The organism is Aeribacillus sp. FSL K6-2833, assembly GCF_037965815.1.
In the GTDB taxonomy this organism is placed as follows: domain Bacteria; phylum Bacillota; class Bacilli; order Bacillales; family Aeribacillaceae; genus Aeribacillus; species Aeribacillus composti.
This window is the reverse complement of record NZ_CP150189.1, coordinates 128,415-142,903: the sequence shown is the minus strand read 5'-3', so window position 1 is coordinate 142,903 and position 14,489 is coordinate 128,415. Positions and strand designations below refer to the sequence as shown.

Genomic DNA, 14,489 nt, shown 5'->3' with positions numbered 1-14,489 from the left:
TCCGTAGCAAAAAATTCCTTTACTCTTTGGCAACTGCATCTTTTTCTTCTTTATCAACAATTTCCTCTTCGATTGTATCAGTCGTTAAAGAGAGGCCATCTGACTGGGTGGAATTTACCTCATCTTCCAATTCTCTCATTTCGATTTCTTGTTCATCGCTTGAGAGAATTTTAACATCCAGTCCTAAGCTTTGAAGCTCCTTAATTAATACTTTGAAAGATTCAGGAACTCCAGGTTCAGGCACATTTTCGCCTTTTACGATTGCCTCGTATGTTTTTACACGACCGACAACATCGTCTGATTTTACAGTAAGGATTTCTTGCAATGTATATGCTGCTCCATAGGCTTCTAAAGCCCAAACCTCCATTTCTCCGAACCGCTGTCCACCGAACTGTGCTTTACCGCCGAGCGGTTGCTGTGTAACAAGCGAGTATGGACCTGTGGAACGAGCATGCAGTTTATCGTCAACCATGTGCGCCAGTTTGATCATATACATGATTCCGACAGACACGCGATTATCGAAAGGTTCCCCAGTGCGGCCGTCGTAAAGGACCGTTTTCGCATCACGGGCCATCCCAGCTTCTTCAATTGTTGACCATACATCTTCTTCTGTCGCACCATCGAATACCGGAGTTGCAACATGAATGCCCAGCTTCTTAGCCGCCATTCCTAGGTGCAATTCCAATACTTGCCCGATGTTCATCCGGGAAGGTACTCCTAATGGATTTAACATGATGTCAACTGGTGTTCCATCCGGCAAAAACGGCATGTCCTCCTCAGGAAGAATTCGGGAAATAACCCCTTTGTTTCCATGGCGGCCTGCCATTTTATCCCCTTCAGAGATTTTACGCTTCTGTACAATGTATACACGCACCAGCTGGTTGACACCTGGAGGCAGTTCATCTCCGTCTTCACGGTTAAACACTTTTACATCAAGAACAATACCTCCGCCCCCATGCGGAACACGAAGTGATGTATCACGAACCTCACGTGCTTTTTCTCCAAAAATAGCGTGCAATAATCGTTCTTCAGCAGTCAGTTCTGTAACTCCTTTTGGCGTTACTTTCCCAACAAGCAAGTCGCCGTCTTTAACTTCTGCCCCAATGCGGACAATGCCTCGTTCATCCAAGTTGCGAAGAGCGTCTTCTCCGACATTTGGAATATCACGAGTGATTTCTTCCGGACCCAATTTTGTATCACGGGATTCAGACTCATATTCTTCAATATGGATGGAAGTATAGACGTCTTCTTTTACAAGACGCTCGCTCATGATGATGGCATCTTCATAGTTATATCCATCCCATGTCATAAAGGCGACAAGTACATTTCGGCCTAAAGCAAGCTCTCCCTTTTCCATGGAAGGACCGTCAGCTAAAATTTCGCCTTTCTCGACTTCGTCTCCAACAGATACAATTGGGCGCTGATTGTAGCACATTCCTTGGTTGGAACGGACGAATTTCAACAATTTGTACTCGTCGAGATCACCTTTAACCTTTTGGCCGTCCACTTCTTCATAACGGCGAACTAAAATTCTGTTGGCTTCAACTCGTTCGACAACGCCTGCGTGCTTGCAGATGACAGCTGCTCCAGAGTCTCTAGCCGATACATACTCCATTCCGGTACCAACAATAGGCGCTTCTGGTTGAAGCAAAGGAACAGCTTGGCGCTGCATGTTTGCACCCATTAATGCACGGTTGGAGTCATCGTTTTCCAAGAACGGGATACAAGCTGTTGCTGCTGATACAACTTGCTTAGGCGAAACGTCCATGTAGTCGACACGGTCTTTTTTCACCACTATGTTTTCCCCGCGGAAACGGGCAACAATATTATCTTCTAAAAACGTTCCATCCTCTGCTACTGGCACGTTAGCCTGAGCAACAACATAGTTATCTTCTTCGTCAGCTGTCAAATAGTCAATTCGGTCTGTTACCTTCCCTGTTTCAGGGTCAACTCTTCTATACGGCGTTTCAATAAAACCGAAACGGTTTACTTTTGCATATGTTGATAATGAGTTAATCAATCCGATATTTGGACCTTCAGGCGTTTCAATTGGACACATGCGTCCATAATGGGAATAATGGACGTCGCGAACTTCAAAGCCTGCTCGTTCACGTGTGAGTCCGCCAGGTCCCAATGCAGATAAACGGCGCTTATGCGTCAGTTCTGCAAGAGGATTGGTTTGATCCATGAATTGGGACAATTGGGAGCTACCAAAAAATTCTTTAATGGCCGCAATTACTGGACGGATGTTGATTAATTGCTGCGGAGTAATCGTATTGGCATCCTGAATGGACATTCTCTCCCTCACAACACGCTCCATCCGTGAAAGTCCGATTCGAAACTGGTTTTGCAAAAGCTCCCCTACCGAACGAAGACGGCGGTTTCCTAAATGGTCAATATCATCTGTATTTCCTACTCCATATAGCAAATTAAAGAAGTAGCTGATGGACGCAATAATGTCTGCTGGCGTAATGTTTTTTACACTTTCATCAATGTTTGCGTTGCCAACAACGTTGAGAATTTTTTCTCCATCCGGATCGTTTGGAGCATAAATTTTAATAGATTGGTACGTGATGTCTTCATCAACTACTCCACCATCAGGAGTGAATTTTTTAAACCCTATTCCTTTTTCAAGGTAAGGCAAAATTTTATCCAGCGTTCTTCTATCAATAATAGTTCCTTTTTCAGCAATGATTTCTCCAGTTTCAGGGTCGACTAGAGTTTCTGCTAATCGTTGATTAAAGAGTCGGTTTTTGATATGAAGTTTCTTGTTAATTTTATATCTGCCGACACTTGCTAAATCATATCTTTTTGGATCAAAGAAACGGGAGATCAATAAGCTTTTTGCATTTTCAACTGTTGGCGGTTCACCAGGACGCAGGCGTTCGTAAATTTCAAGAAGCGCCTTTTCTGGGCTTTCGGTATTGTCTTTATCCAACGTATTTCTTAAATATTCATTTTCTCCGAACACATCGATGATTTCTTGATCAGAGCCAAACCCAAGGGCACGTAAAAGAACCGTAACTGGTAATTTGCGAGTGCGATCAATGCGGACATATATAACATCTTTTGCATCTGTTTCGTACTCTAACCAAGCGCCACGGTTTGGAATGACGGTAGCTGTAAAGCCCTTCTTACCGTTTTTATCAATTTTGTCGCTGTAGTAAACACTAGGTGAACGGACTAATTGGGAAACAATTACTCGTTCTGCACCATTGATCACAAATGTGCCGGTTTCCGTCATAAGCGGAAAATCGCCCATAAATACATCTTGATCTTTCACTTCGCCTGTTTCTTTATTAATTAGGCGCACTTTTACCCGCAGCGGGGCAGAATAAGTAACATCGCGTTCTTTTGCTTCTTCAACGGAGTATTTCGGTTCACCTAAGCTGTAGTCAATAAACTCAAGCGAGAGGTTACCAGTGAAATCTTCGATAGGAGATATGTCTTGAAACATTTCACGAAGACCCTCATCAAGAAACCACTGATACGAAGAGGTTTGGATTTCAATAAGATTAGGTAATTCCAACACTTCTTTAATACGCGCATAACTTCTGCGTTGGCGGTGTCGTCCGTACTGAACTAGTTGACTTGTCAACTGAGTCACCCCTCAAATCAGCATAATAATATCTTGTAAATAGCATTCCATGTTTTATATAATAAAATAAATACTATTACAAGTAAAAAGAAAAAGGATTTTCTTTATGAAAAAAGAAAACCACTGCGCAGAAATAGTTGATTTTATTATTTTTTCCTTAATGGATTGGTTCTATACATCCAAGAAAAAATTTAGCTACAAATGGAAATTAATATATTGGCATTTTATAATGTTAACATATCCTGGATTGCAGGTCAATCTTTTTTTGCTTTAAAAATATAATAGCCTTTTTTTCTCTCTGCCACTTCTACCGAACGAAACAGAGTCTCCAGCTTTTGTTTAGCGGAAGGAGCCCCCTGCTTTTTTTGGATAACGATCCAAAGCTCTCCATGGTCTTTTAAATGATCAAAGCTTTTTTCAAATATATGATGGACGACTTGTTTTCCAGCCCGAATGGGAGGGTTTGCTAAAATAGCAGCATACCATTTCCCTTCCAGATTTTCAAACAAATTGCTTTGAAACACACGGACATTTTGAATGTTGTTTATTCGAGCATTCAGTTCCGCAAGTTCGATTGCCCTTTCATTTATATCGATCATATCAATCATTCTATCGGGTTCCGATTTTGCAATTGACAATCCGATCGGTCCGTATCCGCAGCCTACATCCAAAATATCTCCTGGAATTTCGGGAGCAGCGAAAGTTTCAATTAATAGCTGCGTTCCAAAATCAACCTCCCGTTTTGAAAAAACTCCGCGGTCGGTCATGAACGCAAATGGATGATTTCTCAACGTGCACTCAATTTTTCTCCTATTGCTTTCCACTTCCGGTTTTTCCGAAAAATAATGTTCGCTCATTTTCTGCACCCCTTTTTTAGGAGTATTTTCTACGGGCAGAAATTCATACATAAAAGAAAAGCCCGCCAATGAATCAGCGAGCTTTTCTATTTATTTAACAGCTTTTACTTAACTTCAACTTCTGCTCCAACTTCTTCAAGTTTTGCTTTAAGTTCTTCAGCTTCTTCTTTAGATACGCCTTCTTTTAATGGTTTTGGAGTGTTGTCAACTAATTCTTTTGCTTCTTTTAAGCCAAGGCCAGTGATTTCACGAACAACTTTGATAACTTTAATTTTTTGTGCACCTGCATTAGCAAGAATAACATCGAATTCAGTTTTTTCTGCAGCAGCTTCACCGCCGCCAGCGCCACCAACCACAGCAACAGGAGCAGCAGCAGTTACGCCAAATTCTTCTTCGATTGCTTTTACTAAGTCGTTAAGTTCAAGAACAGTCATTTCTTTTATCGCTTCAATAATTTGTTCTTTTGTCATTTGTTTTTCCTCCTTATGTTTTAAATTGCTAATAGTTTAATACGAAAATTTGCTTTAAGCGCCTTGCTCTTCTTTTTGATCTGCAACTGCTTTTGTTGCAAGTGCAAAGTTGCGAATAGGAGCTTGCAGTACAGAAAGCAACATAGAAAGCAAGCCTTCGCGAGATGGAAGGTCAGCAATCGCTTTAATTTCATCAACTGTTGCAACATTGCCTTCGATGACGCCAGCTTTAATCTCAAGCGCTTCATGCTCTTTTGCAAAATCATTCAAAATTTTAGCAGGCGCCACGACATCTTCAGTGCTAAATGCGATAGCGTTTGGACCAGTCAGCACTTCTTCTAATCCAGAAATTTCTGCTTGTTCAACAGCACGGCGAGTTAACGTATTTTTGTAAACCTTGAACTCTATATTTGCTTCACGAAGTCTTTTGCGCAATTCCGTTACTTCCGCTACATTAAGACCGCGGTAATCTACGATAACAGTAGAGACGCTTTCACGGAATTTGGCTGCAATTTCTTCAACGATCTGTTTCTTCTTTTCAATTGCGCTGCTCATTTGTTTACACCTCCTGCAAATTGAAAATGAACACTTATACCGCCGGTGAAATGAAATACCTCCATGCCCGCAGACATGGAGGTATCGTACAAATAAGCAAACGTTCCGCTTAATCTATATCATACACCTCGGTAGGATATTAAGCCTTTCGGCACCTACTGTCTACGGTATAAATGAATTCTATTTAATTACACAACATTTTTATTTTACTAAAATACACCCTGCTTGTCAAACCGGTTTATTATTTCACGACAAAGCTGGAAGGATCTACTTTAATTCCAGGGCCCATTGTAGACGTTACAGAAACGTTTTTCATGTAAGTGCCTTTTGCCGCTGCCGGTTTTGCTTTTAATAGCGCATCGTAGATTGTTGTAAAGTTTTCAACTAATTTTTCACTGTCAAAAGAAGTTTTTCCGATTGGAACATGAACGTTCCCAGCTTTATCTACACGGTATTCAACTTTACCAGCTTTAATTTCTTTGACAGCTTTTTCAACTTCAAATGTTACCGTTCCTGTTTTAGGGTTCGGCATTAAACCTTTAGGACCTAAAATACGTCCAAGTTTACCGACTTCACCCATCATATCAGGGGTAGCCACAACAACATCGAAGTCAAACCAGCCTTGTTGAATTTTATTGATGTAGTCGCTGTCGCCGACATAATCCGCACCAGCAGCTTCCGCTTCTTTTGCTTTTTCCCCTTTAGCGAACACTAATACACGTTGTGTTTTACCTGTACCGTTCGGCAGCACAACAGCCCCGCGGATTTGCTGATCGTTTTTACGAGGATCAACGCCAAGGCGGAATGCAACTTCAACTGTCGCATCAAAGTTTGCGATATTCGTTTTCTTTACTAATTCAATTGCTTCTTTTACGTCATAAGCTTTTGAACGATCAACAAGCTTTGCAGCTTCTAAATATTTTTTACCTCTTTTTGCCATATCATTTTCCTCCTTATGTGGTTTTAGCGGAATAACCTCCCACGAATAAAGGTTGCGAACTTGAATAAACAAACTCGCAACCTACTACACCAATGCATATTGATTAGTCTTCGATCACAATGCCCATGCTTCGGGCTGTGCCTTCAACCATACGCATTGCTGCTTCAACGCTAGCTGCATTTAAGTCAGGCATTTTCGTTTCGGCAATTTCGCGAACTTTATCGCGTTTAATTGTTGCCACTTTATTACGATTCGGTTCACCAGAACCTGATTCAATTCCAGCTGCTTTTTTCAAAAGAACGGCAGCAGGCGGAGTTTTCGTAATAAATGTAAATGAACGGTCTTCAAATACCGTAATTTCAACAGGAATAATTAAGCCAGCTTGATCAGCCGTGCGAGCGTTGAACTCTTTACAGAATCCCATGATATTAACCCCAGCTTGACCGAGAGCAGGTCCTACTGGCGGCGCAGGATTAGCTTTACCTGCAGGAATCTGCAATTTCACGATTTTAATCACTTTTTTAGCCACGAGACACACCTCCTTAAGTCCGTGATGTGGTAATAGGGTAAAACCCTCCCACTCATGCAACATCCTTCTTTATATGAATGAGAGAAAGATTAATGCATCATTCAGTCTCTTTCAGAGACATATCGACTTAAGAAATATTACCATTTTTAATTAATGATTTCAAGTTTGTTTTTCTACATTTTACAATTTGGAAACTTGGGAAAAATCTAGTTCAACTGGTGTTTCACGCCCAAACATATTGACGAGAACTTTGACTTTTTTTCTATCTGTATCGATTTCTTCGATAACGCCCGTGAAATTAGCAAACGGGCCGTCATTTACTTTTACCGTTTCTTTTAATTCAAAATCAACTTCCACACGAGCCTCTTCTATTCCCATGCGTTTGAAAATTGCCTGTACTTCTTCCGGCAAAAGCGGAGTTGGTTTAGATCCAGACCCTGCAGAGCCGACGAATCCGGTAACTCCGGGAGTGTTGCGAACCACATACCATGAATCATCCGTCATGATGAGCTCTACTAAAACATACCCAGGGAAAACCTTTTTTTTCGTCACTTTTTTCTTTCCGCTTTTCATATCCATTTCTTCTTCTTCAGGGACGATCACACGAAAAATTTTGTCCTGCATGCCCATTGACTCTACGCGTTTTTCTAAATTCGCTTTTACTTTATTTTCATAGCCGGAATATGTATGCACAACATACCAGTTCTTTTCCATATCAGAGGACCTTGTCCTTCCCTCCCCATTTCATTTTTAGGCAATGAAAAAACCCGTTTACCGGGTTTACTGACGGACTTATGAATAATATCTATTATATCATGGATAAAAGGCTTTTATTCAAGAATAAGCCTTAATAACTCAGAAATTCCTAAGTCGACAATAGCAAAAAATATAGCAAAAAAGGCTACTGTTGTAATGACCGTAATCGTATAGCGAACCAATTCCTTTCTTTTCGGCCAGCTGACCTTTTTCATTTCTTTTACGACATCTCGAAAAAATCCAGTCAAGCGCTGCATTTGTTTACCTCCAGAAATCCAAGAATCGTGCAATTTACTTTGTTTCCCGATGAGTGGTATGAGCTTGGCACGTTTTACAAAACTTTTTGATTTCCAACCGTTCTTCGGTCGCCTTTTTCATCGTTGAATAATTTCGGCTGCCGCATTGAGAACAAGCTAGAACTATTTTTTTCCTCATATTACACCTACCGATACTTACTCTATTAAACAGTAACATAATGGCAATTTTTATGTCAATGAGTTATGAAGTAAATTCCCTCAGCTCCAAGTATCTTTCTAGCTTTCTTTTCACCCGCTGCAAGGCATTGTCAATAGATTTTACATGCCTGTTTAATTCTTCTGAAATTTCTAAATAGGAACGACCTTCCAAATAAAGGGACAACACTTTCCGTTCAAGATCAGATAATATTTCCCCCATTTTCAATTCTATATCATCAAACTTTTCCTGGTTAATGATGAGTTCTTCTGGATCCATTACTTTTGCTCCAGATATTACATCCATCAGTGTGCGATCTGACTCTTCATCATAAATGGGTTTATCCAATGAAACATACGAGTTTAGAGGAATATGTTTTTGACGGGTAGCAGTTTTAATGGCAGTAATCATTTGGCGGGTAATGCACAACTCGGCAAATGCCTTAAAGGAGGTAAGCTTGTCCTCTTTAAAGTCACGAATCGCTTTATATAATCCAATCATCCCCTCTTGAATTATATCCTCACGATCCGCCCCGATGAGAAAGTAGGATCTTGCCTTGGCCCGCACAAAGTTCCGGTATTTTGTGATCAAGAAATCCAATGCAGCGCTGTCGCCTTTGTGGACGAGCTCTACAATTTGTTCATCTTCAAGCTTCTGCAATTTTTTTATTTTTTCCCCCTTGTTGTCTTGAACACTCATGCAAATCACCCCGACCGCGCATACAATTATTAGAAATATTATACTGCAAGATTTCCATAAACGTCAACTTATGTCAAAATTACGATAAATCTCCTCTTCTCCATTTTTCGAACCTTTCGGCAACTTCATAAGAAAGGCGAATCTTCGAAGCGGGGCGCTCGCCCTGAATTTGCTGAATTTTTTTTCGAATGCTTTCTTCAATAGACACCACTTCGTTATATAGCTCGCGCGCCGATTTTCTCAAAGCTCCCTGGGAAAAAATCGTCCATTGTTCTATATAGTCGGATGTTGCTACATAAATTTTCGTCTTAATATTTTTTAATGTTTTGGCCAGCTTTTCAATCCGTTCATCAGCGGTTTCATTTTCTCTCGTGAAAATAATTTCCACGCGATTATCCAAATATTTTTTTTCAATTCCTTTCACTAAATGAGCATCAAAAACGACAATCACCTTCATCCCCGTGTATGCTTGATATTCGGCCATCTTGTTGATCAGGATCTTCCTTGCATCCTCCAAATTGTTTTCATCTTTTAATTTTTGCAGATCAGGCCAAGCACCAATAATGTTGTATCCATCGACTAATAAAATATCCATTGGTTACTCTCCTGATGGCCGCCGTTTACGAAAAACTTCATACATTAATAGACTGGCAGCAACGGAGGCGTTCAAAGAAGTAACATGACCAACCATCGGGATTTTCACAAGGAAGTCGCACTTTTCTTTTACTAAGCGGCTAATTCCTTTCCCTTCACTGCCGATTACTAATGCAACGGGCAGTTTCCCGTCAATTGTCCGATAATCGTCTTCCCCTTTTGCATCAGTGCCGTAAATCCATATACCTCTGTTTTTCAGCTCGTCAATCGTGCGTGCCAAGTTTGTCACGCGGACTACGGGAACATATTCAATTGCTCCCGTTGACGTTTTTGCCACTACATTGGTTAAACCGACCGCCCGGTTCTTTGGAATAATAATGCCGTGTACTCCAGCAGCATCAGCTGTTCTCATAATCGAGCCGAGATTTGCCGGATTTTCAATTTCATCTAGAATCATAAAAAAGGGCGCTTCCCCGCGTTCGTCAGACAATTTGAACAAATCTTCAAAATCCGTATACTTATATGCAGCAACTTGCGCAATGACTCCTTGGTGGCTGCCCGAAACGATCTGATCGAGCTTTTTCTTTGGAACGAATTGAACTGCTACCCCTTTATTTTTCGCCAGCATTATAATTTGCTGCGCTTGTTTAGTATATGAATTTTCCGCAATAAACACTTTGTTAATATCCCTGTTCGATTTCAATGCTTCGATAACCGAATTCTTCCCGTATATATATTCATCCGCCACGTTCAACTCCCCCTTTCTCGTATGTTGCAGCGATTGCAGCATCTATGACGTTGTTTAGCCGATCTTGATCACCTGTTAAAAAAAGATAGCCGATTAAAGATTCGAAAGCCGTGCTGTATCGGTATGTTTGTACATCGGTATTTTTCGGCACCGTGTTTGATTTGGCATTTCGCCCTCTTTTCATTATTTCCAGCTCTTCTTCATTGAAAAAGCCGTTGTCAGTTAATGTTTTTAAAATCGCTGCCTGCGCTTTGGCCGAAACAAACGACTTCGCCAATTTATGAAGCTGGCCCGGTTTGACAGTTCCTTTTGATAACAGATGATGCCTGACAAATACTTCATATACAGCATCGCCCATATATGCTAAAACAAGACCGTTAAGCTGCCGTGCTTCTTTTATTTTTTCAAGCTCAATCATATTTATCCTCTTTTCCACCTTGTTCCTTGAGGCGTATCTTCCAATATAATGTTCATTTCCTTGAGCTGATCTCGAATTTTGTCGGCTAGAGCAAAATTTCTTTCTTTTCTAGCTTGATTTCGCTCGTTTATCAGCCTTTCAATGTCTTCGTCCAGCAGCTCTTGAACATCAAATGTCAAACCTAATACATCGCCAAATTCATTAAATAGCTGCAAAAATGCCTTAATTACTTTTTCGGAGGTGTTTTTTCTTTCCAAATAATAGTTTGCATTTTTCACTAAATCGAAAATGACAGATATAGCATTCGCCGTATTGAAATCGTCGTCCATTTCATGAATAAATTCCTTCTTTAGCCGGCTGATTTCTTCCAGCCATTTTTCATCATCATTAGTGAGATTCGCACTGCTTTCCAGACGATGCTTTAAATTGATATATGAGGTGCGGATTCTTTCCAATCCGTTTTTTGTACTATCCAAAAGTTCTTTCGAATAATTGATAGGATGTCGGTAGTGTACAGATAGCATAAAAAATCGAAATACTTGTGGTTCATACTGCTTTAAAACATCTTGAACAAGAATAAAATTGCCAAGTGATTTAGACATCTTCTCATTGTTGATATTAATATAACCGTTATGCATCCAATATTTCGCAAAAGGTTTGCCGGTAAGCGCTTCGGATTGTGCGATCTCATTTTCATGATGCGGAAAAGTTAAATCTTGGCCGCCTGCATGAATATCAATTGTATCCCCTAAATATTTTCTTGCCATTGCAGAGCATTCAATATGCCATCCAGGACGTCCTTTTCCCCAAGGGCTATCCCATGAAATTTCCCCTTCTTTTGCTGCTTTCCAAAGTGCAAAATCAAGCGGATCTCTCTTTTTTTCGCCAATTTGTATTCTGGCACCGGCATGAAGCTCATCTATTGATTGATGCGAAAGCTTTCCGTATTCCTTAAAATACCGTGTTTTATAATACACATCTCCGTCGACTTCATAGGCATAATTTTTGTCAATGAGAGCTTGGATGAATTCAATGATTGTCTCCATATTTTCCGTCACACGAGGATGAACATCCGCTCTTTTGCATCCCAGTGCATCAATATCAGAAAAATAGGCCTTAATAAATCGTTCTGCAATCTCCGGAACCGTTTCGCCCAAATCATTTGCAGCTTTAATCAATTTATCATCCACATCGGTAAAATTCGACACATATTTCACATCGTACCCTCTGTACTCCAAATATCGACGAACTGTATCATATACAATGGCTGGTCTAGCATTTCCGATGTGAATATAGTTGTAAACGGTAGGACCGCAAACATACATCTTTACCTTGTTGTCCTCTAAAGGAATAAATTCTTCCTTTTTCCTGGATAATGTATTATAAATTTTGATGCTCATTGAACGCCCTCCTTTTTTTTCAGATTATCTAATTCTGCCTTTAATTTTCCTATTTCTTTTTCAAGCTCTTTTAATTTATCTGAAATAGGATCCGGCAAATCTCTATGATTTAAATCTTTTCTCACCTTTTTCCCGTTTTGCACAACAACTCTCCCCGGAATGCCTACAACAGTCGAATTATCCGGAACATCGCGCAAAACGACGGAACCTGCGCCAATTTTCGAGTTTTCTCCAATCGTAATAGATCCTAATACCTTCGCGCCAGCTGCAATGAGAACATTATTTTTGATGGTAGGATGCCGTTTCCCCTTTTCTTTACCTGTTCCGCCTAATGTAACTCCTTGATATACAGTAACATTATCGCCAATTTCACAAGTCTCGCCAATAACGACACCCATGCCATGATCGATGAAAAAACGACGACCGATTTTGGCACCAGGGTGGATTTCAATTCCCGTGAAAAAGCGGCTTATTTGCGAAATGACTCTGGCAATAAAGTACAATTTCCGTTTGTAAAACGCATGCGCCAACCGATGAGCCCATATGGCGTGAAGGCCTGAATAAGTTAAGATCACTTCTAAATAAGATCTCGCAGCAGGGTCTTGGTCAAAAACGACTTCCACATCTTCTTTTAATATTTTCCACATATTTTTCTCCCTCCCATAAAAAGTAATCATAATACCCTACTGAAAAAGAAATGCGCCTCTGTCTAGACACAGAGACGCAAATAAGCGCGGTTCCACTCTGTTTAGGGAAAAGGTATAGCTTTTCTTTTCCCTCAACTTTAACTCTTATAACGGTGAGTCTCCGCTTTTGTCTACTCCCGCTGGTTTCGACAAAAGACTCGAAGGGGCATTTCAGAAAGCGCGTGCTTAAACCTCTTTCAGCCAAAGGAGGTTCTCTCTGAAAAGCCGTTTGCTTTCTTACTTCTCCTTCTCAACGTTTTTCCGTCATCTGTTCATACATACTATATTACAATTTTTTTAAAAAGTTAATCTAGTGCTTTTTCCAGCCTTGTGATAATCTTTCCTTTTCCTAAGAGCTCAAGGGCAAGCGGCAGCTCAGGACCGTGTGTCTGCCCGGTTGTCGCAACGCGAATCGGCATGAACAATTTTTTCCCCTTTTGACCTGTCGCTTTTTGAACTGACTTAATCGCTTTTTTGATTTCATCTGCTTTGAAATCTTGAATTGCTTTCACTTCTTCCAAAAATGCGCTTAACACGGAAGGAACTTGTTCTTCTTGAAGCACAAGCTTTCCTTCTTCATCGAGCTCTATCTCTTCCTTAAAAAACATTTCGCTTAATTCGACAATTTCTGCACCGTAGCTCATTTGATCTTGATATAGGGAAATGAGGCGGCGCACCCAATTTTTTTCATCGTCTGACATATTTTCACTGACGCGTCCGGCTTTTACGAGGTGGGGCAGCGAAAGGTCGACTACTTTTTCGAGATCAAGCTTTTTCATGTACTGATTGTTCATCCATTTTAATTTCAGTGTGTCGAAAACAGCAGGTGATTTTGATAATCGGTTTGGATCAAAAATTTTAATAAACTCTTCTTTGCTGAAAATCTCTTCTTCCCCAACAGGAGACCATCCTAACAAACCGATAAAATTAAAGAGCGCTTCAGGCAAATACCCTAATTCAGCATATTGTTCAATAAATTGAATGATGCTCTCATCACGCTTGCTTAATTTTTTTCTGTTTTCATTGACGATTAACGTCATATGACCAAAAACAGGCGGTTCCCATCCAAAAGCTTCATAAATCATCATTTGCTTCGGTGTATTGGAAATATGGTCTTCTCCGCGCAACACATGACTGATTTCCATTAAATGATCGTCGACGGCGACGGCAAAATTATAAGTCGGTGTTCCGTCTTTTTTCACGATGACAAAATCCCCAAAATCATCGGACTCAAAAGAAATATCTCCTTTTACGATATCGTTCCATTTATATATTTTTCCTTTTGGAACCCGGAAACGAATGCTTGGTTTCCGTCCTTCTTTTTCGAGTGCCTCTTGCTGTTCTTTAGAAAGGTGTGCGCATTTCCCTGAATATCTTGGCATTTCACCGCGATCGATTTGCGCTTGACGCTCGTTTTCAAGCTCCTCTTCCGTACAATAACATTTATACGCCAAGTCTCTTTCCAAGAGCTCTTCATAATATTTTTTATAAATGCTTGTCCGCTCCGATTGTCGATAAGGACCGTAATCTCCGCCCTTGTCTATGCTTTCGTCCCAATCAATTCCAAGCCATTTTAAATAAAAAAGCTGGCTTTGTTCTCCTCCTTCGATATTCCGCTTTTGATCGGTATCTTCAATTCGGATAATAAATTTCCCATTTTGGCTTCTAGCGAACAAATAATTAAATAATGCAGTGCGTGCGTTTCCAATATGTAAATGCCCCGTCGGACTCGGTGCATAGCGAACCCGTATTCCGTTGTCAGCCATATTTTGTCCCTCCAATAATC

General features: G+C 40.4%; 16 protein-coding genes and 2 other annotated features. All 16 genes read right to left on the bottom strand.

What is annotated here, in order from left to right:
- Nucleotides 1–19: 19 nt before the first annotated feature.
- Nucleotides 20–3,598 (bottom strand): DNA-directed RNA polymerase subunit beta, encoded by a 3,579-nt coding sequence (rpoB, locus tag NSQ94_RS00740; RefSeq protein WP_063387150.1) that lies wholly within the window; start codon nucleotides 3,596–3,598, stop codon nucleotides 20–22.
- 254 nt (nucleotides 3,599–3,852) lie between these two features.
- A complete protein-coding gene (locus NSQ94_RS00735) occupies nucleotides 3,853–4,455 on the bottom strand; it encodes a class I SAM-dependent methyltransferase (RefSeq protein ID WP_066247918.1) in 603 nt (200 codons plus the stop codon).
- A gap of 104 nt (nucleotides 4,456–4,559) precedes the next feature.
- Entirely contained in the window at nucleotides 4,560–4,925 is a 366-nt protein-coding gene (gene rplL, locus NSQ94_RS00730) for a 50S ribosomal protein L7/L12 (protein ID WP_063387148.1), read from the bottom strand.
- A gap of 54 nt (nucleotides 4,926–4,979) precedes the next feature.
- Entirely contained in the window at nucleotides 4,980–5,480 is a 501-nt protein-coding gene (gene rplJ, locus NSQ94_RS00725; RefSeq protein ID WP_063387147.1) for a 50S ribosomal protein L10, read from the bottom strand.
- 43 nt (nucleotides 5,481–5,523) lie between these two features.
- Nucleotides 5,524–5,666, bottom strand: a sequence feature (ribosomal protein L10 leader region).
- 55 nt (nucleotides 5,667–5,721) lie between these two features.
- Nucleotides 5,722–6,420, bottom strand: a complete 699-nt coding sequence (rplA, locus tag NSQ94_RS00720) for a 50S ribosomal protein L1 (protein WP_063387146.1) — start codon at nucleotides 6,418–6,420, stop codon at nucleotides 5,722–5,724.
- Nucleotides 6,421–6,523: 103 nt separating this feature from the next.
- On the bottom strand, nucleotides 6,524–6,949 hold the full coding sequence (rplK, locus tag NSQ94_RS00715) for a 50S ribosomal protein L11 (RefSeq protein WP_063387145.1): 426 nt from the start codon (nucleotides 6,947–6,949) through the stop codon (nucleotides 6,524–6,526).
- A gap of 180 nt (nucleotides 6,950–7,129) precedes the next feature.
- Entirely contained in the window at nucleotides 7,130–7,663 is a 534-nt protein-coding gene (gene nusG / locus NSQ94_RS00710) for a transcription termination/antitermination protein NusG (RefSeq protein WP_063387144.1), read from the bottom strand.
- 116 nt (nucleotides 7,664–7,779) lie between these two features.
- Nucleotides 7,780–7,962, bottom strand: a complete 183-nt coding sequence (gene secE / locus NSQ94_RS00705; protein ID WP_063387143.1) for a preprotein translocase subunit SecE — start codon at nucleotides 7,960–7,962, stop codon at nucleotides 7,780–7,782.
- A gap of 34 nt (nucleotides 7,963–7,996) precedes the next feature.
- Nucleotides 7,997–8,140: a 50S ribosomal protein L33 gene (gene rpmG, locus NSQ94_RS00700; RefSeq protein ID WP_082829425.1), complete on the bottom strand. Its 144-nt coding sequence runs from the start codon at nucleotides 8,138–8,140 to the stop codon at nucleotides 7,997–7,999.
- A gap of 63 nt (nucleotides 8,141–8,203) precedes the next feature.
- Entirely contained in the window at nucleotides 8,204–8,857 is a 654-nt protein-coding gene (gene sigH / locus NSQ94_RS00695; protein WP_063387142.1) for an RNA polymerase sporulation sigma factor SigH, read from the bottom strand.
- Nucleotides 8,858–8,936: 79 nt separating this feature from the next.
- Nucleotides 8,937–9,452 carry an NYN domain-containing protein gene (locus NSQ94_RS00690; protein ID WP_063387141.1) on the bottom strand — a complete coding sequence of 172 codons (516 nt, stop codon included), beginning with the start codon at nucleotides 9,450–9,452 and terminating at the stop codon, nucleotides 8,937–8,939.
- Between the two features lie 3 nt (nucleotides 9,453–9,455).
- The gene (rlmB, locus tag NSQ94_RS00685) at nucleotides 9,456–10,241 is read right to left on the bottom strand and encodes a 23S rRNA (guanosine(2251)-2'-O)-methyltransferase RlmB (RefSeq protein WP_339229899.1); all 786 of its coding nucleotides are present in this window, start codon (nucleotides 10,239–10,241) and stop codon (nucleotides 9,456–9,458) included.
- Nucleotides 10,189–10,617 carry a Mini-ribonuclease 3 gene (locus NSQ94_RS00680; RefSeq protein ID WP_066247904.1) on the bottom strand — a complete coding sequence of 143 codons (429 nt, stop codon included), beginning with the start codon at nucleotides 10,615–10,617 and terminating at the stop codon, nucleotides 10,189–10,191. Before NSQ94_RS00680 ends, rlmB begins: the two co-directional genes overlap by 53 nt.
- A 2-nt stretch (nucleotides 10,618–10,619) precedes the next feature.
- On the bottom strand, nucleotides 10,620–12,017 hold the full coding sequence (gene cysS, locus NSQ94_RS00675) for a cysteine--tRNA ligase (RefSeq protein ID WP_339229897.1): 1,398 nt from the start codon (nucleotides 12,015–12,017) through the stop codon (nucleotides 10,620–10,622).
- Nucleotides 12,014–12,694, bottom strand: a complete 681-nt coding sequence (gene cysE / locus NSQ94_RS00670; RefSeq protein ID WP_082829424.1) for a serine O-acetyltransferase — start codon at nucleotides 12,692–12,694, stop codon at nucleotides 12,014–12,016. The genes cysS and cysE overlap by 4 nt, the downstream gene beginning before the upstream one ends.
- A gap of 37 nt (nucleotides 12,695–12,731) precedes the next feature.
- Nucleotides 12,732–12,966: a binding site (T-box leader), on the bottom strand.
- A 42-nt stretch (nucleotides 12,967–13,008) separates the two neighbouring features.
- Nucleotides 13,009–14,469: a glutamate--tRNA ligase gene (gene gltX, locus NSQ94_RS00665; protein WP_339229894.1), complete on the bottom strand. Its 1,461-nt coding sequence runs from the start codon at nucleotides 14,467–14,469 to the stop codon at nucleotides 13,009–13,011.
- Between the last annotated feature and the right edge of the window lie 20 nt (nucleotides 14,470–14,489).

Bases quoted from the DNA above. Each gene is read 5' to 3' on its own strand.
- NSQ94_RS00735 (WP_066247918.1), bottom strand. From the start codon at position 4,455: ATGAGCGAACATTATTTTTCGGAAAAACCGGAAGTGGAAAGCAATAGG.
- rplL (WP_063387148.1), bottom strand. From the start codon at position 4,925: ATGACAAAAGAACAAATTATTGAAGCGATAAAAGAAATGACTGTTCTT.
- rplJ (WP_063387147.1), bottom strand. From the start codon at position 5,480: ATGAGCAGCGCAATTGAAAAGAAGAAACAGATCGTTGAAGAAATTGCA.
- rplA (WP_063387146.1), bottom strand. From the start codon at position 6,420: ATGGCAAAAAGAGGTAAAAAATATTTAGAAGCTGCAAAGCTTGTTGAT.
- nusG (WP_063387144.1), bottom strand. From the start codon at position 7,663: ATGGAAAAGAACTGGTATGTTGTGCATACATATTCCGGCTATGAAAAT.
- secE (WP_063387143.1), bottom strand. From the start codon at position 7,962: ATGCAGCGCTTGACTGGATTTTTTCGAGATGTCGTAAAAGAAATGAAA.
- rpmG (WP_082829425.1), bottom strand. From the start codon at position 8,140: ATGAGGAAAAAAATAGTTCTAGCTTGTTCTCAATGCGGCAGCCGAAAT.
- sigH (WP_063387142.1), bottom strand. From the start codon at position 8,857: ATGAGTGTTCAAGACAACAAGGGGGAAAAAATAAAAAAATTGCAGAAG.
- NSQ94_RS00690 (WP_063387141.1), bottom strand. From the start codon at position 9,452: ATGGATATTTTATTAGTCGATGGATACAACATTATTGGTGCTTGGCCT.
- rlmB (WP_339229899.1), bottom strand. From the start codon at position 10,241: ATGCTGCAATCGCTGCAACATACGAGAAAGGGGGAGTTGAACGTGGCG.
- NSQ94_RS00680 (WP_066247904.1), bottom strand. From the start codon at position 10,617: ATGATTGAGCTTGAAAAAATAAAAGAAGCACGGCAGCTTAACGGTCTT.
- cysS (WP_339229897.1), bottom strand. From the start codon at position 12,017: ATGAGCATCAAAATTTATAATACATTATCCAGGAAAAAGGAAGAATTT.
- cysE (WP_082829424.1), bottom strand. From the start codon at position 12,694: ATGATTACTTTTTATGGGAGGGAGAAAAATATGTGGAAAATATTAAAA.
- gltX (WP_339229894.1), bottom strand. From the start codon at position 14,469: ATGGCTGACAACGGAATACGGGTTCGCTATGCACCGAGTCCGACGGGG.